Source organism: Anaerobacillus alkaliphilus (genome assembly GCF_004116265.1).
Lineage (GTDB): Bacteria > Bacillota > Bacilli > Bacillales > Anaerobacillaceae > Anaerobacillus > Anaerobacillus alkaliphilus.
Genome location: NZ_QOUX01000001.1, coordinates 692,048 through 711,967 on the forward strand (window position 1 = coordinate 692,048; position 19,920 = coordinate 711,967).

Consider the following 19,920-nt stretch of genomic DNA (forward strand, 5'->3'; position numbering starts at 1 on the left):
GAGTTTAATTAAAAGTCAAACAAATTGGGGGATTAAATGCATCCGGCTGATTTAATTGAATTTATTTTCGTAGGAAGTATGATCTTGTCATTAGTAGTTATAGCAATATTACTTAGAGGTAAATGGAGAAAGTATATACTTTTATTTACATTAGTACTTTTTGTCACTTATAGTACATTTTTTGTGGTCAAACCATATTGGACCGACTATCAAATTGCAAGAAAGGTTATTTTACTAGAAACCTACCTCGACGAACGTTACCCACTAGAGGAATGGGTGATTTCAACAGTACCCCACCGTAAAAGGGGCTACAAACATCTAAATCCTTATTATATTGGGGTGAAGTTTGCAAGAGAACCTGAGGTTGTTTATCATTATTGGGTCGAGGATGAAACTACCATTTACCAGATTGCCTTTTCAACAGATAAGACAGGAGAGTTCATGTTCGACGAGAGGTGAGAACTATGAATTTTAGGAGGAACTATGAACCATTCTTTTATTGCCAATTTGTCATTAAAAATTTTAGCAGTTTACACGGTTATTTTAGCAATAAAAAATCTACCCATGTTTATTAGCAATATGCAATCAATCTTATTCATGAGAAATAGTGGTATGGATGAAAACTCATTACTATTTTTGTTAGGGGGCATCCCGTTTCTAACTTTGGCATTTGTAGGAATACTGCTTTGGGTCTATGCTGAAAAGATCTCATCGTTTATTCTTCGTGAACATAATTTCAATGAGTTAGAGGCTAAAGAGAAGAAATTACAGATTACACTGTTTTCGGTTGTTGGCTTGCTAGTACTAGTGCAAACTTTACCTCAATGGTTTAATCTCATTCCAGGCCTCATTTTTCTGACAGAAAAATATCGTATGAGCGTGGCTACGAATGAAATTCATACTTATACATACTTGATTGGATTACTACTACAGGTATCCATCGGTTTGTATTTGTTTTTAGGGGCGAGAGGGTTAGTAGGGGTTCTTAGAGTGTTAAGAAAACATTAATAGTACGCTTCGTTTTAAAAAAAGCAAGGGATTCGGTAAATCCCTTTGCTTTTTTAATTATTTATCCAAACTGATGCTTATTTCGATAGTTTTCAAGGTTTATTGGTTATTTATGTTAATGTAAGAGTGTAAAACAAGGGAGGAAGTTTAGTGAATATAAAAAATCCATTCAAAACTTATGGTCTTATATTCTTAGTCATAATAACTGCAATAGCAATTTTGGATAGTTTTAGAATATCAAATAACGCTGATGAACTAAAACAAGAGAACATAAAGTTAGTAGAAAAAGTCACTAATTTAGAAAGCGTTTTAAATAATAAATCCGATGCCTTAGTTAATATTGAAGAAGTGTTAGTTGAGGTTGAGGGAGAAAATAAGGAATTGATAGATCATGTTTTCCATTTAGAAAAAGAAATTGATTTATCGAAATCTTATTTTGACTATAGTGAATTTAATGATGCGATAAACACCATAGAATTATTCAAGAAAGTTGAAGAGTTCGCTGAAGTAAAAAACTTCTTTTTGACAGGAACGAGTACAGGGAATTTCGGTCTATCGTTTTCAGCTCTAGACCGCGAAGGTACCTGCCCTTGTAGGATTGGTTTTAGCAGTGGAAAAAGTATTGAATGGATACCGAATTCCATTCTAAACCTTATTCAATTTAGCGTTCAGAAAGATAAACTAATTCTCATTTATGAAACCTCTGAGGATATTGAAGAAAACTTTCAATTTGTCATGGCAAAGGGAACAGCATGGGATGACCTGACTGAAAAGTGGAGAATAGAAGAAATAAAAATGCTAAAAGCGAACTAGCATATAAAACGCTTGCAGTTCATTTTCAAGCGTTTGTAATTATTATGGTAAAACCAACAATTAATTGTAAAACATTAATATATCAACAAAAAAGTGAGAACCAATTATGTTGTTAATTGGTTCTCATTTAATGTTGTTAATTTAAATCATCTTTACTTCAAAACCGAACCCGTTAGGAGAATTACCCTAGTTTTTTTCTCTAAAATAGCATCATAACTGCACCAATGACTGTTAGAGCAATTAAATGATAACCAACAGCAATGAAATAAACGATACGAGAATTTTTACTATGTGTTGCTAGTCCAAAAATAAAATCTTTCGCATAGGCAAGTGCTACAATAATCCCGATACACGCACCAATTAAGGCACCATCTAGAAGTGTTTGTGCCTGCGATAGTTGAAGGACGACATACAACATGATGGAGGTTACAATTGTTACGAATGTTAAGAGTCCATAATTAGGATGTTCAGGCTTGATGTTTAATTCTTCCACCCAGCGATTGCCAAATAGTATCGGTGAATAATATAACATACCGATAGCCATGTACAAAATTACTCCGACGATGATTGCTAAAATCATAGATAATTCCTACTTTCGTTTTCTTTACATTATAACTATATAAGTAGACGTTTTAAAGTTAATGTAACAGAGAGCTCTTTTTAAACGTCAGTTTAATAAATAAATCCTAAGAAAGAATGTGAGTTTATGAAAAAATATATTTATTCTATATTAATTATGCTACTACTCACACAGCCAATGGCTGTTACCTTAGCAAACTCGGGTCCAGCATATTGGGAAGGGCACCCTTCCACTGAAATGATGACCATTGCTTCTGATACTCCAATCATTGTTGAAAACGAGGAACTTGTTTTTGATTTTACGAATAGTGATCCTTACCATTCAGTACACGGAAAAGTCACCGCTACTTATCAAATGTTTAATCCGACCGATGAGAGTCAGGTGGTAGAGATGGTGTTTCCGTTTGTGGGAACGGTCATAGGTTTTTCGGATGATGAAGTGGTTATAACATCGGACCATCAAATTCTTACTTATGATCTTTATGTAGGGGACTTGATTAGTGAAAGATTTGAAAATAAAAAACGAGATTTCGAGTTTTCAAAGATTCTTTCGACGATCTCAAAAGAGCCCTATTCCGCTAGAAATTTAACTGAAGAAGAGCAAGGTAAGCTATATATTATTGAAGTAACGCCAAAAAACGAAGAACGCATTCACCTTGGGATGAGTTTCTATTACAATGGTAAAAATACAAAATTGATCACTAAAGGGTTTAATGGGTACCGTTACGATAATGGTCAAACTCAATTATCCGCTTGGTGTTATCAGCCCGAGAGACTAGAGATTTTTGTTTTGGGAGATGACATTGACTTTGACATTCAAGCTTTTACAGATGGAGAGATGGAGGAAAAAACGGATTTATATTCTGTTGAAACGTCTGTTGTAGAGGTTTCGGTAAAAGACTATTTATTTGAACTGCTAAAAGAGGCAGACTATAGCGAGCAGTTAACGGATACACAACTCTATAATGTCTTTGCAGAGGTACTAGACCAATATTTTTCACGAGATATAGGATATACAACGAAGTATGATTTACTTGAACATGGCTACCATGAAAGAATTTTGTCTTTAGTTTATCAAGTTGAGTTTCCACCGAAGACTACTAAAACAGTAGCGGTTAGTTACATCGCTCGTGGAACGATGGATAAAACAAAAACAGCAAAACCTTTACACACATTTGATTACATACTAAATCCGGCAAAAAATTGGAGTGACTTTGGTTCATTAGCGATCCGAATTCTGACACCTGAACAAGCCCCATTCATTGTCGATAGTACCATTGACTTTGGAAAAGTAGAGAAAAATGTTTATGAAGCAAACCTGTTTGCCTTACCAGAAGAGGACTTAAGTTTTACACTCTATGAACATGAAGAAATTGGTTTTGGAGATAGGATTGGAGCAAAGATTGGTTTGATTTTATTAGTCTTATTGATTGTGACTATAGTAGTCGTAATTAGAGTTCGGAAGAGGTAGGAGGGTCTTGGAGTAGGGGAATTTCACGAAATTGTAATAAATATAATCGGAACATATGTTCGTATTCGTTCGGTTTTGTGCTATAATTAAGGTAGTTTCCGGTATATTGGGGGTGTAATGTTCAAACGTAGGTATATCCATTGTTTACAAAGTTGTCCTTCGTAACTTAAGTTCGTACTATAATTAAAGAATAAGTTGGGGTGAATAAGTTGGAACAATTATTAAAACAATTCATGGAAAAAATAGACCAACGCTTTGACAGATTAGAAGTTGACATAAATGAGTTAAAGGTAGCCCAAGGACAATAGCAAGTTGACGTTAAGAATTTGCAAGGTGATGTCATTGAGCTAAAAGAAGGGCAAGCACGTGTTGAGCAATATATGATTGATAATCTTCGAGCTTATACAGATAAAATTACTGAATATATTGATGCTAGAACAGATGCGTTAAATAAACGCGTGTATCGACTGGAAGTAGCATTCGAACGATTAAATAAACAATAGTTATTACATGACTGGTTTTATAGGAACATCCCAAAGGCATAGGTTAACATTATAGATAAGTGTTTTATTTTTCTAATAATAAGCGCGTTAATTCGGAATAAGAGTTAACGCTTTTTTTATGGAATTTCCTAATTAAAAGTACTATACTAAAACGAGAATAAATTGAGTGGTCATTCATTCAAAATTGAAACGTTGGTTGTGTTAGCTTAGGAGGATAGTTTGATGTTTAAGAAGAAATTTGAGCAAAAAGCAGTGAATGGGGTTCAGATGGGGAATGGGACGATTTCGTTTCGAGGCGTGACTTTAAATGTTCATAGCTTTTTTCTGGATGGTGTATTAATTGATACGGGAGCCAAATCATTGGATCGGTTTTTCAAGTCTTTTTTTAGCGAGTTAGATATAAAGAAAGTAGTAATTACTCACTTTCATGAAGATCATACAGGATGTGCGTCATACCTACAGGAAGACTTGCAAAAACCTGTATTTATGGATGACGCCAAGCTTCAATCTTGCACGAATAAGGCGGATTATCCGCTATACCGTCAATTGTTCTGGGGCAGACGTAAGCCGTTTTATGCAGAGGTAATTGGGGAAATATTTTATTCACAAAAGGCAAAATGGCAAGTGATTAAAACACCTGGGCATGCCATTGATCATCTAGCATTTTTAAATGATGAAACAGGGCAGCTTTTTACAGGGGACCTCTACTGTCAGAAAAAAACAAAGGTTGTTCTAAGGGATGAGAGTGTCCCGATGATTATTAATTCATTAAAAAGAATTTTAACCTATGATTTTGGTGATGTGTTTTGCAGTCATGCTGGATATTTAAGTGATGGGCGTACAGCTCTAGAGGAAAAGCTGGAATATCTATTGGAACTAGAAGGGAATATACTTAAGTTACATGATGAAGGTAAGGGCCTGCGGGAGATTAACAGGGAATTGTTTCCTAAGAAACATGCTGTATCTTATTTTTCTTCTGGAGAATGGGACTCTTTCCATATTGTAAAGTCTATCATAGCGCAAAACAAAACGCTTATATCGTAATGTGATGTAATTATAGTGGGAAATAATGTATATTTTCATCAAAAGTGTTACCTACGCAAACAAAGAAGGGTATGCGCCTATGAAATTGTATTTAATTTGATAGGCATTTTTAATTGTTTCAATTACAGACATCTTTCTACCTCATTAAATACAAAAAAATCTCATGGTGCGATTGGTATTTTATGTTAAAATGCTCTTAAGTCAACATCATTATTGTGATTAATGGAGGAGGAAGGTAAGTTGTGCAGAGCAAATAAAGTAACTATCTACATATTGTGCTTCGTTATCTCATTTTTTTCTTGTTATGCTCTGTATAAACTTATTGAAGCATCTCTTGTTATTTTGGAAAAAAGTTTGGGAATCGACAACGTTGCAGCTGGAGCTCTTTCTCTAATTTTTGCTCCTATATTGTTATTTATATTTAATCTTGTATTCTACTTAGTATTATATGAGAAAACCATTAAACCGTCCCCTAGGCAAATAGTTTCTTGGAGAATATTACTGCTAAGTAAGAAACATTGGAGATTAAATCTTAGTAGAGTCTTAATGTATTTATTATGCTTGTGGATAATAGCGGATCATATTGGAATGGTTTCAATATGGGTTGTTATTACCTTAGTATTGAATATCCTTGCTTACGGTTATTGGACGTTACAAATAGTTGGAGAAAGATACCTATTTAATTAAAGTAGCTGTCTCAATTACCGTGTGAATTTTTATGAATAAGGAGGAGATTTTGATGGCTATTGAACTAAAGATTTTATATTCTTCCTTAATAATGGTATTGATCCTTGGTATCTCTTTCTTTTATGCTGCATTTAGCATTCAAAAAAAGAAAGGTGTTATTGTTGAAAAGTTTAGGCCCATGTTATTAATTCTTCCTACGATCTCTATATATCAGTATTATTATCAAACGGTAAAACTTGAATTAGATTCAACATTTTTTACACAAGCTATAATCATTTTTTTTATCTTGTTGACTATTTTAAGTTATTTATTAAGAAATAAAAAAGTCATTGCAGTTCATGACATAAAACAAGAAGAAGTTATTGCTGTGTTAGAGTCTCAGTTAACAAGCATGTCTGTTCCTTATAAAATAAATAATGCCTCTGATAGTGAAAAAGTTATATTTTCTCTTAATGATGAGGGGAGTAAGATTATCATTGAAGGTGGAATTCTAGGTGAAGAAAGCAAAACTTTTAGCCTTATATTTAAAAAATGCCACCAATTACAGCAGATAGAGGAACTTCACTATAAGGTCGAATCAACTTTTCGAGAAAAACAAGGTGATAAAGTATTTTGGACACAAATCGTAATAAATTCTAGTTTAGGCTTAGCATGTACGGTCGCAGTAATCTACTTTTATTTCAGATTTTCTTTTGTTTTTTAAGTTGTGAGAGAATCGCAAAAAAACGAGCTGAAATTATTCAGCCCGCTACGTATTTTTTGTACAGACAAAGCAAATCGAGGTTTTTTATATACAAAACTATAAACACGGTGATAGGATACGCAACCCATTTTAACCATCACGAGTGTAGCTAATTTTTCATTCCTGTATATATTAAAATAGCATCTCTAAGTAATTCAGCTACACCATCTTGCTCCTTATCATAGTAGGCTTTAAAACGCTCATCGGCGACATACATCTCGGCCAGACCAGCGTGAGCCTCTTTGCTGTAGGTTGGCCAGTAGTATGTTAACCATTGCTTATGCAAATCAACTGCTTTTTGTGCCACTTCACTAGTGGGATCTCCTAATTTCATAGCTTCTGCTAATGTTGTATGAATTTGATCTGCCAGTAACGTCACTTTTTCAAGATCCTCTTCGGTCATGTTTTGAAGTTTAGCATTAGATTGATTAACAGTTTCATCTCCATATTTCTCACGAATTTCTTTTCCATACTTTTCTTCGTTCTCATCAATTAACTTCTGTTTAAATCCTTCAAACTTTTCCTTATCGGACATAATGATTCTCCCTTCATTTGCACCAATGGTTTTGCTTACATTGTTAATTAACAAATCAAGCTGTTCACGTTTTTCTAGAAGCTTAGCTTGGTGCATTTTTAGTGCAGCAATTGCGTCAAAGGTTGGGTCATTAAGAATATCCATAATCTTGTCGAGTTCCAAACCAAGCTCTTTATAAAAAAGAATTTGCTGCAGTTTATCCACTTCCTTTTGACCATAAATCCGATATCCCGATGAATTGGTCCTAGCCGGCGTTAAGAGACCAATCTCATCGTAATAACGAAGTGTACGGGTGCTGATTCCTGCTAACATACTTAGCTTTTTGACGGTATATTCCATGATTTCACCTCCTGACAATTTCACTTTACACCTTGACGTAGCGTGAAGGTAAATAGGTTTTTAAAAAAAATTATAAAAGAGACCAAAACATGGTCTCTCTTAAGTCAACTGTTGCTCCGCAAATTCTCTATAAAGTGGATGAGTATTCACCAGTTCTTGGTGTGTTCCTGTACCGGTAATTTCGCCTTTTTCAATAAAGATAATTCTGTCGGCGTGAACGATTGTAGACAAACGATGGGCAATAACGAAGGTTGTTCTGCCTTCCATGAGTCTAGTTAACGCTTGTTGAACGATACCTTCTGACTGACTATCTAAGCTTGCAGTTGCTTCATCCATCATCAGAATTTTCGGATCGCGAAGAAACGCACGAGCGATCGCAATTCGTTGCCTTTGACCGCCAGAAAGTTTAATTCCGCGCTCACCAACTTCTGTATCGAGTTTTAATGGGAACTCCTCGATGAATTGGTCAGCATAAGCCATTTTAGCAACTTCCCATAAACGTTTATCATCAACGGTTTCTTCCAACCCGTAGGCAAGATTTTCACGTAGAGTTCCCGCAATCATGGGACTGTCTTGCGAAACATAGCCGATTTGACTACGCCAAGAAGCTAATGTTAAGTCTTTAATGGGGGTATGACCGATTAAAATCTGTCCAGAAGTAGGCTCGTAAAATCTTTCGAGCAAGCCAAACATCGTCGATTTTCCACCACCACTTGGTCCGGCGAATGCGATCATCTGACCAGGTTGCACTTTAAATGTTATATTCCTAATCACAGGTTCTTCTTCACTATAAGAAAAAGAGACATTTTGGACGTGTATCGGCTGGTTTGTAATGTCCATTTCCAGACCTTTTTGTCCTTCTTCAGCCTCTAAATCGAGGATTTCAATGATCCGTTCAGTGGCACCTTTTGCTCTTTGCAGCTGTGTAAAAAACATGGTAAAGGCTGTGATTGGAAAAATAATCTGGAATAAATACAAGAGAAATGCTACGAGAGAGCCTGTTGACATCGAACCCTCTGCGACACGAATTCCCCCATAACCGATAATGATCACGATCACGACCATGATAACCAGCTGCATTAAAGGTCCAATTAAAGCAAAAATACGTGACTCTTTCAGTCCGTAAGCAAATAGATTACCAATTCCATGGCTTCCTTTTTGCTCTTCTGCTAGTTCAGCGTTAGATGCTTTCATTAAGCGGATTTCACTCAACGTTTGCTGGATTTTTCCAGAGAAAGTTGCTGTTTCGTCTTGAAGTCCACGTGAAATTTTCGCCATTTTCCTACCTAGAGGAAACATAATCAAGATTGTGATTGGAACTGAAATTAACATTAACATTGTCATTTTCCAATCCATGATTAGCAAAATGATAATGGCTCCAATGATTGAAATAATACCTGTGATAAATTGTGGAAAGTGCTGAGAAATTAGGTCTTTGACAATACTAGTATCGTTAATGACACGGCTAACAGACTCGCCACTAGTTCGTTTATCAAAATAACTGACTGGTAGGCGAATTAATTTAAAAAACATCATTTGTCGTAGTCTTGCAACAATTTTTTGACCAACATACGCTAGTGAAAAGGTTGAAAGTCCATCAATAATTGCTTTTAAAATAAAGACAACACCAATCGCAACGATTAGCGAAATGCTTAAAGAGTCTACTGAGAACCCGTCCACCATTTCTCTCGTTAATAAAGGAATCGTTAGTCCAAAAAAAGTTGTGATTAGACTACCAATTAACCCTAGTGTTAGTGCTAATTTAGGAATTTTCGTAGACAAGATTAAAGATATAAACGGTTTAAGGCTATCTTTTTCTGGTTTTTCCATGAATTTAACTCCTTACGTAAGATTGCTTTATTATATCTTAGTAAGTTAGAGGAATTCTAATTTTTTCACTAAAAATATACATTCTATAAATTCAAAATGGTATAATTTGTCTGCTAATAAACGAAAGGGGTAATCTTGGTGGAATTTGAGGTTGTAATAGGAATTCAAAGAATTGAAAATCAGGATGAGACAGTGACATATAGAGAAGCTGTTCGAGCTGTAATTATGGAAGGTGATAAGATTCTTCTGGTCCACTCTAATCTCGGAGATTATAAGTTCCCTGGCGGGGGAGTATCACAAAATGAGAGTCATACGGAGGCATTGATAAGGGAGATTGCTGAGGAGACAGGCTACCTAAATGCAATTGTCGGAGAGAGAATTGGCACTGTCATACAAAGACATGTTGATGAGTATGATTCGGACGTTATTTTTCAGATGAATTCTCATTACTATCTTTGTCACTTACCAGGGCAAAAAGGGACACAAAACCTCGATGATTATGAGTTAGAGCAAGAGTACACCCCTAAATGGGTGGATATTGAGGATGCCATTGATCAAAATGAAAAGATGATGAAAGAATTTCCGCAAAACAATTGGATTCCTCGTGAGAACTTTGTTCTAATGGAGCTTAAAACCATTTTAAAGGATGAAAAGAATGTCTAGTTATCTAAATCGAATTGCAAAGACCTGACGCAAGAACAACTAGGGAATTATTGGCCAGGTTTTGAATATGCGTTATATGACGAGCGAAAGTCCACTTTCTTCTCGTTCAGTGTTACAAAAATTCGGACAAAGGCTACTCGACTACTATGAGTCTACATCTACAATTCGAAAAATAAGAGGTAGGTATTTAAAGCACGAAAATGACGTTCATTTATACGTAAATGACTAGAATGCTCAAGATTTCATTGCTTATTAGGTAATTTTTGTATAAATTGAAATCAGTAGTATAGTTATTTTGGGAGTGAGATTGATTGTTTACTATTTTCCTAATTATACATATAGTTACTGGTTTTGTTTGCTTGGTTAGCGGTGTAATTGCTATGTCTTCAAGAAAAAAGACAGGTAAGCATTCGTTATCAGGTGAAGTCTATCACTGGTCTTATGTTTTCGTATTTCTTACTGCAGTGTTTATGTCGATGATTCATTGGGAAGAAAGTGCCTATTTGTTTTATATCGGAGTTTTCTCATATGCACTTGCCTTCTTAGGCTATGTTGCATCGAAGAAAAGGTGGAAGAATTGGATCGTTTCACACATCGGAGGGATGCTCGGTTCATACATAGGAATAGTTACTGCAACGATTGTTGTAAATATACCTAAAATTCCTGTTTTAAACGAAGTGCCAGCACTTTTGTTTTGGTTGTTACCAACAATCGTAGGGACTCCGTTTATTTTTAGAGTAGCAAATAAGTATAAGCCGAAAAGAAGTATTGCTAAACATCTTTAATTTCTGAATAGCACCAAACAAAAGTCGCTTACAAGTCTCTTGATAGCGACTTTTTTTGTACTAGATATTAGTAACATTTATTTTCGACAGGTTAATATTATGAATGTATGTTTATTTACCTCAAAATATTTTTTACAACAACAGAAAGGAAAATAATGTTAATATTATATTTATAAACATAGAAAGGGGACTCAAAGTGGACCCATTATTAAAAGGACCTGCCTTAGACCTTAGTGGACGAATAAATGAATTAGATATTATTAGGGGTTTTGCATTGTTAGGTATTCTCGTTGTTAATATGCCCTTATTTCAATCACCACAATTGATTGCTGACTTGTACATGTTGCCACAGCCGCTTTCTGCAACCGATACATGGATTCGTATTATCCTTGATGTCTTCGTTGAAACAAAATTTTTCTCAATATTCTCATTTTTGTTCGGCTTAGGATTTTTTATATTCATGGAGCGAGCAGCAGAAAAAGGGCGTAACGTGTACACTCTATATGTCCGTAGACTAACAATGTTAGCAGTATTTGGTGCATTACATCTTCTGTTTTTATGGTATGGTGATATTTTACTTACATACGCATTTGCAGGTTTTCTTTTACTGCTCTTTTATAAACTAAAACCAAAAACACTTCTAATGATCATAACTATTTTTACGGTGGCATTAATACTTCTGTTATCAGCAAATTTTCTTCTTTCACCCGAAGAATTGCAAAAGGAAATACAAGTACTACAAGCGGATGGCGCAGGGAAGATGGAAGAGGCTATATTGATCTACAATACTAGTAGTTATCTAGATTGGTTAAGTTACCGATTTAGCAATGAAGTGATTCCGTTAATTAAGCACCTACCTTTTTCAATGTTAACTGCTTTATATATGTTTTTATTGGGGCTCTATGTGGGGAAACTAAACATAATTAGCGAGTTTCCAAAACATAAACGGCTTGCAAGAAACGTTTGGTGGATCAGCTTGATCATAAGCATCCCGCTTTCTTTCCTGATTGTCGCGCTTCACTTAGACATGCTAACTCTGAGAATACCAAACTCTCTTTCGGTACAGGTGATTGTTACGCTAAGTGGTTTAAGTCTATCGATATTTTATATTTCCACTGTATTATTCCTACTTCAAAAAGAGAAGTGGAAGAAGCTTTTTTATCCGCTTAGTTATCTAGGAAGAATGGCATTGACAAACTATATTGCTCAGACCGTAATATGTGTTGGGATATTTACTGGATTTGGGTTGTTTGGAGAGATTAATCTAGCTCTAGGGCTAATCATGAGTTTCATTATCTTGCCTTTACAGATTCTCTTTAGTTACTTCTGGTTAAAGTATTATCTGTACGGACCATTGGAATGGGTATGGCGTTCAGTAACCTACGGTAGGGTTCAACCGTTTAGGAGATAGCCGAGGTATAAATCTAGAGAAAAAAGTGTCACAATTACAACACTCATATTACTCTTGAATTTATACTAATTTAGCAGGAGTTGCATAACTTGCAGCTCCTGCTATTATTTTAGATAATTTTACAATCCAACAATTCAACAGCTATTTTCGTATAAATGGCATTCGTCCAACCAAAGCCTTCTTGTAAGGGATATCTACCTGTAGTATTGATGTTGTAATCTACAACATTATATTTTTCGTATAGCTTTCCAGTTTTGAAAAATTGGTCTGTACACAAACTAATCCATCTTCTGGCAATATCAAGACTTACTTCTGTGTAGCCATATTTTCTAAGCCCTTCAATAACAATCCATTGAAGCGGTGCCCAGCCGTTGGGATAATCCCATTGGAAATTCGTGTGGAAAACGGAGGTTACCATGCCTCCACGGTGTAGGAACAAATCTACTTTGTTACGGATGCTTTCTGCTTGTTCTGAATCAGCTAGCCCTGCCCATAATGGGAAAAATGTTGCTAAAGAAGGGTAAGCATACTGTTGTTTCGTCATAAAGTTATAGTCGTAATAGATACCCTCTGATTGATTCCAGAGATACTTATCCATCAGTTGTTTTCTCTTTTTCGCTCGCTCGTTCCAATTACGCATTTCGTCATGTAGACCTAGAATTTTAGCGAAATCGGCAAAATCGACTTCATACTTATATAACAATGAATTTAATTCTACAGGAATAAAATGGCCGCATTGTCTGTTGAAACGGCCGGTATAATCCCACCCTGATTCTGCTTCTGTTCGCTCATGCCAAAACTGAGCAGGGATCGATAATTCCTCAAAATGTAAGTATGCTTCATCGTGAATTCTAAGCATTTTATCAAGATCGTCAAAATAGCGATTGAGACCAATTTCTTCGTGATAATGAGTGTTTGGATTCATCCATACTTGAAAATACTCGAGTTTTGCTATGTCATACGCATGTTTCAACCATTCAATATCTCTGCCCCAAACTTCTTTCATCATTGACGTTAAAAAAGGTGGTTGGGAACGACTTAAATGTGCCACCTCCGAGCTATTTGGAATAATCCCAAACGTACGCATTTCATATAGGAAATTATCAACAATCCCTTTTGATAAGCGGTCCATTTTAGCGGCTTTTAAACCTAAGATCGTAAAATAACTATCCCAATAGAATAGCTGTTGGAAAACCCCTCCAGGAACCACATAAGGATGAGGTAGATAAAAGAGCTGCCCTTTTGTGTATGGAGGGCTAACGACGATAAGTTCCTTCCAATAGTTATGAATGTATTCTAATACATGTACTTTTTGATTGTCTAGACAAGTAAAGCGTAGTTTGGGTATTTCATAGTTCAAGATATCCTCACCTCCGATAAGACTTTTAATGATTAATATGAACGAAAAAGAAAATTTAGTAGTTTGGGATTCAATGTTGACGATTATCTTCATATTTTTGACATAATATTAAGTTTTTTTGTTATTTTTTTGAAGGGATTTCTTTACTTTTGTCGAATAGAATTAGCATTAATTAATAATATCGACCTTTATTTGAGGGAAATAGAAAGAGTTATCTGAACATAGGGGGACATCAATGAGAATTCAAAAACTAGACACTCTAGAAATTTTAGATAGAATAACAGATTGTTTTTATATGCTAGATCTAAACTGGAATTTTTCCTACGTAAATATAAATGCTGCTAATCTATTTCATAGGTCTAAAGAAGAACTGCTAGGAAAGTGTTTGTGGGAAATGTTTCCTGAAGTTGTCCACTTACCAATTTATCATGACTTCCATTTTGCAATGGTAAAGCAGAAACCGATACATATTGATTTTTACTACCCTCCTGAGAAGTTATGGTTTGATGTTCGTGCTTACCCCTCAGATGAAGGGTTGTCTGTATATTTTTTAGATATTACTGCATGTAGAAGAAGTAGTATTCAAACCAGCCAATATTACGAATCTTTGTTTATAAATAACCCTGAGGCAGTTTGCTGTTTTAATCTTGAAGGAAGATTCGTGGATGTAAATAAAGGATTAGAAGAACTCACTGGATATACGGAGCAAGAACTATTTAATTTGGATTTTCAATCATTAGTAGTAGATGAGGATCTTGAACGAACAAATATGATGTTTAAGAGGGCTATCAAAGGTGAAGCTCAGAATTATGAAATTAGAATCAGGCGAAAGAGTGGAAGGATTATACATATAAAGGCAACTGATATACCTATTACCTTGGATGATGAAGTTGTTGGTGTATTTGGAATTGCTAAAGATATTACTCTACAAAAGCTAGCTGAAGAAAACATTGAAAACTCAGAAAAGCTTTCGTTAGTTGGTCAGTTATCTGCTTCAATTGCTCATGAAATTCGTAATCCACTGACAACACTAAAGGGGTTTCTTCAACTAATTCAAGAAAATAATGAAATAGCACCTAATTACATTAGTATTATGTTGTCTGAAATGGATCGAATTGAATTAATTACAAGTGAATTACTTCTTTTAGCAAAGCCTCAAGCGGCTGAGTTTCAAGAAGAAAGCATTGGTGATATTATTCATAATATTGTTACACTCCTTCAGTCGCAAGCACTAATGAAAAATATAGAGATCACTTTTTCATTTGAAGAAGTTGGAAAAATCTATTGTGTTAGTAATCAGATAAAGCAGGTGTTTATTAATATTTTAAAAAATGCCGTTGAAGCAATGGATCAGGGCGGTATCATTCACGTAAAGCTAAGTAACATTGATAAGTATACGATCTTAATTGAAGTGATTGATCAGGGTTGTGGAATTCCAGACGATGTTGCACCTTACATCGGTCTTCCATTTTATTCAACAAAGGAGAAAGGGACAGGACTTGGTATGCTTACAACCTATAAGTTAGTAAACGACCATGGTGGAAAAATCTCTTTTGTTAGTAAAGAAGGGGAAGGGACAACCTTTAAAATTCAGTTGCCAAGGAAAACAATAAAGGTCGATGAGAAATTCATGAGGGATAATGCCTAGCACTTAACCCAAAGTGCCAGGGCATTTGGTTCTAGAGAATTTTCACATAAAAAGTTCGTGTTCGTGGACCATCAAATTCGCAGAAGTAAATCCCTTGCCATGTGCCAAGCAGCAGTTTTCCGTTTGTTATCACTACGTGTTGTGAAGATCCCACTGTACTAGCCTTCATGTGAGCAGCAGTGTTACCTTCAAAGTGTCGGTCTAGAGGGTGTTCCCATGGGTAAACTTCGTTAAATCGACGGAGCATATCCCGTTGTACGTCTGGATCTGCATTCTCATTAATGGTAATACCTGCTGTTGTGTGCGGACAATAGACGACCACTGCTCCTTCCTTTATGTTTTCAGTGCTTACAAAATCATGAACCTGTCTTGTTACATCAATCATTTGGCTACGGCTATCAGTTTTTATAGAAAATTTTTTCAGCAAACATATCACCCTTACACAAATTAGTTAATAAATTTTACCATTTCGAAAGAAAGTAGACAAATAGAGACAGGAGAAAGCTCTCCTGTCTAATTTGTTCTTTGATATACAGCAATCTGAAATGTTGATTTCATACCAACGCTTTCATATAACTTATTGGCCCCCGACTTACTGTTTGAGTCTACATTTAATAAGACAGTTTGTATGTTTCGGCGATAGCTCTCTTTGAAGACCATTTTTAGTAGAGCAGCACCAATTCCTTTTTTTCGATATAAGGATCTAACACCTAAAAACTCGATGAAGGTACCTTCAGGATAGTTTTTGCAGATGATAAAACCTGTTAGTGTTTGATCTAGGTATGCAACATAAGAGAGTGATTGGTCAAAAGGTTCTGAGGTGACTTTATGTAGCCATTTCTCAATAGGTTCTTCGTAATATCCGCGTGTGTCTTTAAATGACTCGTTGTACGCTTCATATAATAGTTCGGCATCTCTTTCTAATTCGAACGGGATAATAATGACATTGTCAGAGATTGTTGGTACCTCTGGCTCGGTTTCTAGTTCAATCTTCATTCTGCTGAAAACTCTAGCAAACTTATAACCTTTATTTTCAACTAAGGTAACTGCAGAAGGATTATTTGCTGGTATCACATGATTGAATTCGTATGGAACGTCTTCCTTGTCATATTCCGTAAGATAGTCTTCTGCTCTAATTTCCATTTGTTGAATAAGGTGGCTTCCAATTCCTTGCTTTTGCCAGGTTGGATGTACATAACCGTAACAATCCAATCGACCCTTACTGATTTCCTCTAAGTAACCGTAGCCGACTATTTGGTCTGCTTTTTCGATGATCCAAGTATTCTTTTTTAAAGGAATTTCACTCCAAATTTCAAGGACATCTTCAATTGTAATATCAGGCACACCGTATTCGGCTATATCAACCGCAGTAATAAGGTTAGTCACGACCTGGTCGTCGTCCATTGTAGCGGGTCTGATGGTAAATTGTTTATTCATCTAAATTTCCTCCAGATTAACATTTGTTTGTAGTTGTAATTTTCTGACACTTGTTCAATACGTATTTTAGCAGAAATAGGTAATCTTAGCTATGGATAATTTAAAGATATAATGAGGAAATAACTGAACTTTACTACCTAAAACGGGAAGCATAGAAATTTACCGAATTAATCCTGAAAAAGGGTAAGTTAATTTATCTTTAAAATAGAGGGATTAAGTTACTATAAGGCGAATAGAACTAATTCTGGAAAACCAAAAAAGACTTCAACTCATGATGGAGGGATTTTATGCAAATTTTACTAATACGTCACGGAGAGTCGGAAGCGGATCTATTAAACGTACACGAAGGGAGTGCGGACTTTCCTTTAACAGAAGAGGGAATAGTTCAAGCTAAGAAAATGGCTGCTAGAGTTAAGGGCGAGTTCCCTCCTCAATTCATTTGGGCAAGTACGTTTAAAAGAGCAAGCAAAACCGCTGCTATATTAGCAGAAGAGATTGGTTGTCCGATTGAATACGTAGCTGAGCTGCGTGAACATGAGAACGGTGATCTAGCGGGGAAACCTCTTGAGGAAATACCCTATCCATGGGGACTACTTCCTCACGAAAAGTTTGGTGGATATGGTGAATCGGCAATGGAATTTCGTGCTAGGGGAGAGCAAATCTTTTCTGTTATCAAAGAAGCCAGCAAGAACTATGAGAGGATTGCGATTGTCTCTCATGGCGGTATGATTTCAAGAATCATCGAAAGCTTCTTAGAATTGCCATTTGTACATAATGTCTTTTTTAAAACGGGTGATACGGGCATTCATTTGCTGGAATACACCGACAAAAGCCGATTAGTCGTATTTTCAAATAGTACGACACATTTGGAATATAGTTATTAAAGAGAAACATTGGCTTACGAAACTTTAAACAAATTAGTAAGTTCCGTAACCCTAGGAATAATGGGAGGTACTATGAATATTAGGGAAGTTACACCTAGCGATGCAGAAAACCTTATAAATCTAATCAAGGAAGTAGAGTCGCAGTCTACATACATGCTCATGGGCGCTGGTGAAAGAAAAACGACTCCTGAGCAGCAACAAAGGCAGTTAGAACAAATTGAAAAACAAAGCAATGCGACTGTGTTTGTAGCCGAGGAAGAAGGGAACTTGGTCGGTTACATGTTTGCCATTGGTGGTACTGCTAATCGTACCAAGCATTCTGCGTATTTAGTTATTGGAATTCTAGAACAGTATCGAGGTCGTGGAATTGGAACGAGTCTGTTTAAACGCTTAGATGAGTGGGCATTGAAAAACAATCTTTTAAGGCTCGAACTTAGCGTCGTGACAGAAAATGAAGCTGGTTTGGCCCTGTATAAGAAAAGTGGTTTTGAGATAGAAGGTATGAAACGCCAATCGTTGAAAATAGGTCAAGACTTTTATGATGAGTATTTAATGTCCAAACTGTTATAAACATAAATGGAGGAAATCTAATGAAAAAAGTCTTTCGTGTACTTAACCTTTTGACACCGGGAATTGCTATAATCGTCATTGGTTATTATTCAATTTCTCCAAATTTTTTACATATTGATCACTCGTTGTTTATTTTAGCTTTGCTATTTTTATTTCCGCTACTATTTCTTTTACAAGGGGTTGTGACGGTACTTATAGACGGTTCAATCTTTGTAGCCTTGGGTGTTTCTGTACTAGCTTTCTTGGTGATTTTACTCGCATGGATGAATAGTAGTGCATTTGTCTATATACCTGTTTATTTTGTTTTAGGCTATGTAGGTTATTGGATTTCACGTAAGATCTTAAAAAAGAAGTAATAAGTTGTTGTTATGAAAAGGTTACACCGTTCTTAATGTTTGAATGTAATCAAGTCGACCTACCGTTTTATTTCTCGAAGGCATAAGACAAACGGTTCATCACATACCTTGTAATCAGATAAGGTGGGATGAATTGTGGTGAACCGGGGAAATAAATTTGTCTTTTGTGTGATCGGGAGAAATTCCGTACGCAAATTTCTTATTGTTGATATGCTGATTGGTTCAGCTTTATATTATGGAACATTTATTATCTATCATCATATCGGTCTTTCTTTTTTGAGTAGTACGCTGGGAACAGCTGTAATTAGGAAATTCATTTGGAAAAAATAATGCGTCATTACGCTTTCCTTTTTCCTACTGTTAAAAACAAAATTGATCCTACTAATATAAGTGCACCGATTGTATTTCGGGTCGTTATTTCAATTGGAAAAAAAGGAAACGATAAAACTGCTACAAGGATCGGACTAAACGCTCTGGTAACATTTGCAATCGAAAAGCGCAGATGTTTTAGGGCCTCATACAAGAGGATTGTTCCGAGAAACCCTGCAAAAAGTGAGGACAAAATAATATATGCCACACCCTCTAGCGAGTAATTTAGATTGAATAGATCCTCAGTAATCATCGCATAGAAACTTACGAAAACTAGTGTTACGCAATTATTTGTAAAAAGAATAGAATTCGAGCTTTTCTGTTTTGACATTGTTTTTTTGATGAAAATGTTTGTAAGGGCAAAGAAGAACGTATACAGTAGCGCAAAGAAACTTCCACTTAAATTTGTTGAAAAACCTTCCCCTTTTTCCATAAACAAAAACGCCCCTAGTATGGCTATCCCTATAAACATTCCTTCCTTTTTTGTGAGCTTCTCTTTTAAAAGAAAAACAGACAACAATACCGCAAATACAGTATAAAATCTGCTGATAAAACCGATCTCAACAGGTGAAAGTAAATTCATACTAAGAAACATAAATATGACACCAATGGAATTACATATGGCGAGTATGATCATCTCTTTTTCGAAGTAAAAGGTTACGTTGTTTTTAAAGAGAAGACCAGTGAGATAGCTAACTATAATAATGGTCACCACGTTGATCAGTGCAGCCTTAGCAGGTGATATGTGTAGTAAGCCAAATTTGGAGAAGAGTGGGCCGATTGCTACCATGAAAACAGATAACATGTTATAAAAGTGTCCTTTTTGTACAGTGTTCATGTAAACTCCCCTTTCTACTATCTATTCTAGTTGGTAAAAGGAGAATAA

General features: G+C 35.6%; 21 protein-coding genes. 14 read left to right on the top strand and 7 right to left on the bottom strand.

Features of this window, described 5'->3' with window-relative positions; all coding sequences use genetic code 11:
- Positions 1-36: 36 nt before the first annotated feature.
- The 3 genes from DS745_RS03870 to DS745_RS03880 all read left to right on the top strand — a co-directional run bounded on the left by DS745_RS03870 (position 37) and on the right by DS745_RS03880 (position 1,821).
- Entirely contained in the window at positions 37-459 is a 423-nt protein-coding gene (locus tag DS745_RS03870; protein WP_129076875.1) for a hypothetical protein, read from the top strand.
- Between the two features lie 24 nt (positions 460-483).
- Positions 484-1,008, top strand: coding sequence for a hypothetical protein (locus tag DS745_RS03875; RefSeq protein ID WP_129076876.1), 525 nt, complete (start codon positions 484-486; stop codon positions 1,006-1,008).
- 150 nt (positions 1,009-1,158) lie between these two features.
- Positions 1,159-1,821 carry a hypothetical protein gene (locus tag DS745_RS03880; protein ID WP_129076877.1) on the top strand — a complete coding sequence of 221 codons (663 nt, stop codon included), beginning with the start codon at positions 1,159-1,161 and terminating at the stop codon, positions 1,819-1,821.
- A 199-nt stretch (positions 1,822-2,020) separates the two neighbouring features.
- Here DS745_RS03880 and DS745_RS03885 read toward each other — a convergent pair whose 3' ends face one another.
- Entirely contained in the window at positions 2,021-2,401 is a 381-nt protein-coding gene (locus DS745_RS03885; protein ID WP_129076878.1) for a DUF1761 domain-containing protein, read from the bottom strand.
- Between the two features lie 126 nt (positions 2,402-2,527).
- Between DS745_RS03885 and DS745_RS03890 the strand changes: the two genes are divergently transcribed.
- The 4 genes from DS745_RS03890 to DS745_RS03900 all read left to right on the top strand — a co-directional run bounded on the left by DS745_RS03890 (position 2,528) and on the right by DS745_RS03900 (position 6,808).
- Positions 2,528-3,871, top strand: a complete 1,344-nt coding sequence (locus DS745_RS03890; protein WP_129076879.1) for a hypothetical protein — start codon at positions 2,528-2,530, stop codon at positions 3,869-3,871.
- Between the two features lie 326 nt (positions 3,872-4,197).
- Complete coding sequence (locus DS745_RS24505; protein ID WP_161568171.1) at positions 4,198-4,374, top strand: hypothetical protein; 177 nt, start codon at positions 4,198-4,200, stop codon at positions 4,372-4,374.
- A 222-nt stretch (positions 4,375-4,596) separates the two neighbouring features.
- Positions 4,597-5,418, top strand: coding sequence for an MBL fold metallo-hydrolase (locus DS745_RS03895; protein ID WP_129076880.1), 822 nt, complete (start codon positions 4,597-4,599; stop codon positions 5,416-5,418).
- Positions 5,419-6,157: 739 nt separating this feature from the next.
- On the top strand, positions 6,158-6,808 hold the full coding sequence (locus DS745_RS03900) for a hypothetical protein (RefSeq protein WP_129076881.1): 651 nt from the start codon (positions 6,158-6,160) through the stop codon (positions 6,806-6,808).
- A 148-nt stretch (positions 6,809-6,956) separates the two neighbouring features.
- On the opposite strand, the gene DS745_RS03905 is transcribed toward DS745_RS03900, so the two are convergent.
- On the bottom strand, positions 6,957-7,721 hold the full coding sequence (locus DS745_RS03905) for a MerR family transcriptional regulator (protein WP_129076882.1): 765 nt from the start codon (positions 7,719-7,721) through the stop codon (positions 6,957-6,959).
- A gap of 99 nt (positions 7,722-7,820) precedes the next feature.
- Positions 7,821-9,551 carry an ABC transporter ATP-binding protein gene (locus DS745_RS03910; protein ID WP_129076884.1) on the bottom strand — a complete coding sequence of 577 codons (1,731 nt, stop codon included), beginning with the start codon at positions 9,549-9,551 and terminating at the stop codon, positions 7,821-7,823.
- 138 nt (positions 9,552-9,689) lie between these two features.
- Here DS745_RS03910 and DS745_RS03915 point away from each other — a divergent pair, with 138 nt between their 5' ends.
- The 3 genes from DS745_RS03915 to DS745_RS03925 all read left to right on the top strand — a co-directional run bounded on the left by DS745_RS03915 (position 9,690) and on the right by DS745_RS03925 (position 12,410).
- Entirely contained in the window at positions 9,690-10,214 is a 525-nt protein-coding gene (locus DS745_RS03915; protein ID WP_241657703.1) for an NUDIX domain-containing protein, read from the top strand.
- A 311-nt stretch (positions 10,215-10,525) separates the two neighbouring features.
- Positions 10,526-10,999: a DUF2306 domain-containing protein gene (locus DS745_RS03920; protein ID WP_129076885.1), complete on the top strand. Its 474-nt coding sequence runs from the start codon at positions 10,526-10,528 to the stop codon at positions 10,997-10,999.
- Positions 11,000-11,195: 196 nt separating this feature from the next.
- Positions 11,196-12,410 (top strand): DUF418 domain-containing protein, encoded by a 1,215-nt coding sequence (locus DS745_RS03925; RefSeq protein WP_161568172.1) that lies wholly within the window; start codon positions 11,196-11,198, stop codon positions 12,408-12,410.
- A gap of 109 nt (positions 12,411-12,519) precedes the next feature.
- Here DS745_RS03925 and DS745_RS03930 read toward each other — a convergent pair whose 3' ends face one another.
- Positions 12,520-13,770, bottom strand: a complete 1,251-nt coding sequence (locus tag DS745_RS03930) for an alpha,alpha-trehalase (protein WP_241657704.1) — start codon at positions 13,768-13,770, stop codon at positions 12,520-12,522.
- Between the two features lie 235 nt (positions 13,771-14,005).
- Between DS745_RS03930 and DS745_RS03935 the strand changes: the two genes are divergently transcribed.
- A complete protein-coding gene (locus DS745_RS03935) occupies positions 14,006-15,418 on the top strand; it encodes a PAS domain S-box protein (RefSeq protein WP_129076889.1) in 1,413 nt (470 codons plus the stop codon).
- A gap of 31 nt (positions 15,419-15,449) precedes the next feature.
- Here the strand turns inward: DS745_RS03935 and DS745_RS03940 are convergent, their stop codons facing one another.
- Together DS745_RS03940 and DS745_RS03945 are read right to left on the bottom strand one after the other, a co-directional pair.
- Positions 15,450-15,845, bottom strand: a complete 396-nt coding sequence (locus DS745_RS03940) for a secondary thiamine-phosphate synthase enzyme YjbQ (protein ID WP_129076890.1) — start codon at positions 15,843-15,845, stop codon at positions 15,450-15,452.
- A gap of 86 nt (positions 15,846-15,931) precedes the next feature.
- Positions 15,932-16,855 (bottom strand): GNAT family N-acetyltransferase, encoded by a 924-nt coding sequence (locus DS745_RS03945; RefSeq protein WP_129076892.1) that lies wholly within the window; start codon positions 16,853-16,855, stop codon positions 15,932-15,934.
- Between the two features lie 287 nt (positions 16,856-17,142).
- Between DS745_RS03945 and DS745_RS03950 the strand changes: the two genes are divergently transcribed.
- From DS745_RS03950 to DS745_RS03960, 3 genes are all read left to right on the top strand, one after another.
- Entirely contained in the window at positions 17,143-17,739 is a 597-nt protein-coding gene (locus tag DS745_RS03950) for a histidine phosphatase family protein (protein WP_129076893.1), read from the top strand.
- 72 nt (positions 17,740-17,811) lie between these two features.
- Positions 17,812-18,309: a GNAT family N-acetyltransferase gene (locus DS745_RS03955; protein ID WP_129076894.1), complete on the top strand. Its 498-nt coding sequence runs from the start codon at positions 17,812-17,814 to the stop codon at positions 18,307-18,309.
- A 20-nt stretch (positions 18,310-18,329) separates the two neighbouring features.
- Complete coding sequence (locus tag DS745_RS03960; protein ID WP_129076896.1) at positions 18,330-18,665, top strand: hypothetical protein; 336 nt, start codon at positions 18,330-18,332, stop codon at positions 18,663-18,665.
- A gap of 337 nt (positions 18,666-19,002) precedes the next feature.
- Here the strand turns inward: DS745_RS03960 and DS745_RS03965 are convergent, their stop codons facing one another.
- Entirely contained in the window at positions 19,003-19,872 is an 870-nt protein-coding gene (locus DS745_RS03965) for a DMT family transporter (RefSeq protein ID WP_129076898.1), read from the bottom strand.
- Positions 19,873-19,920 lie beyond the last annotated feature (48 nt).

What these genes read in the sequence shown, in the direction of transcription:
- DS745_RS03905 (WP_129076882.1), bottom strand. Translation starts at nt 7,721, where the DNA reads ATGGAATATACCGTCAAAAAGCTAAGTATGTTAGCAGGAATCAGCACC.
- DS745_RS03895 (WP_129076880.1), top strand. Translation starts at nt 4,597, where the DNA reads ATGTTTAAGAAGAAATTTGAGCAAAAAGCAGTGAATGGGGTTCAGATG.
- DS745_RS03965 (WP_129076898.1), bottom strand. Translation starts at nt 19,872, where the DNA reads ATGAACACTGTACAAAAAGGACACTTTTATAACATGTTATCTGTTTTC.
- DS745_RS03900 (WP_129076881.1), top strand. Translation starts at nt 6,158, where the DNA reads ATGGCTATTGAACTAAAGATTTTATATTCTTCCTTAATAATGGTATTG.
- DS745_RS03950 (WP_129076893.1), top strand. Translation starts at nt 17,143, where the DNA reads ATGCAAATTTTACTAATACGTCACGGAGAGTCGGAAGCGGATCTATTA.
- DS745_RS03890 (WP_129076879.1), top strand. Translation starts at nt 2,528, where the DNA reads ATGAAAAAATATATTTATTCTATATTAATTATGCTACTACTCACACAG.
- DS745_RS03885 (WP_129076878.1), bottom strand. Translation starts at nt 2,401, where the DNA reads ATGATTTTAGCAATCATCGTCGGAGTAATTTTGTACATGGCTATCGGT.
- DS745_RS03945 (WP_129076892.1), bottom strand. Translation starts at nt 16,855, where the DNA reads ATGAATAAACAATTTACCATCAGACCCGCTACAATGGACGACGACCAG.
- DS745_RS03910 (WP_129076884.1), bottom strand. Translation starts at nt 9,551, where the DNA reads ATGGAAAAACCAGAAAAAGATAGCCTTAAACCGTTTATATCTTTAATC.
- DS745_RS03955 (WP_129076894.1), top strand. Translation starts at nt 17,812, where the DNA reads ATGAATATTAGGGAAGTTACACCTAGCGATGCAGAAAACCTTATAAAT.
- DS745_RS03960 (WP_129076896.1), top strand. Translation starts at nt 18,330, where the DNA reads ATGAAAAAAGTCTTTCGTGTACTTAACCTTTTGACACCGGGAATTGCT.
- DS745_RS03870 (WP_129076875.1), top strand. Translation starts at nt 37, where the DNA reads ATGCATCCGGCTGATTTAATTGAATTTATTTTCGTAGGAAGTATGATC.
- DS745_RS03935 (WP_129076889.1), top strand. Translation starts at nt 14,006, where the DNA reads ATGAGAATTCAAAAACTAGACACTCTAGAAATTTTAGATAGAATAACA.
- DS745_RS03875 (WP_129076876.1), top strand. Translation starts at nt 484, where the DNA reads ATGAACCATTCTTTTATTGCCAATTTGTCATTAAAAATTTTAGCAGTT.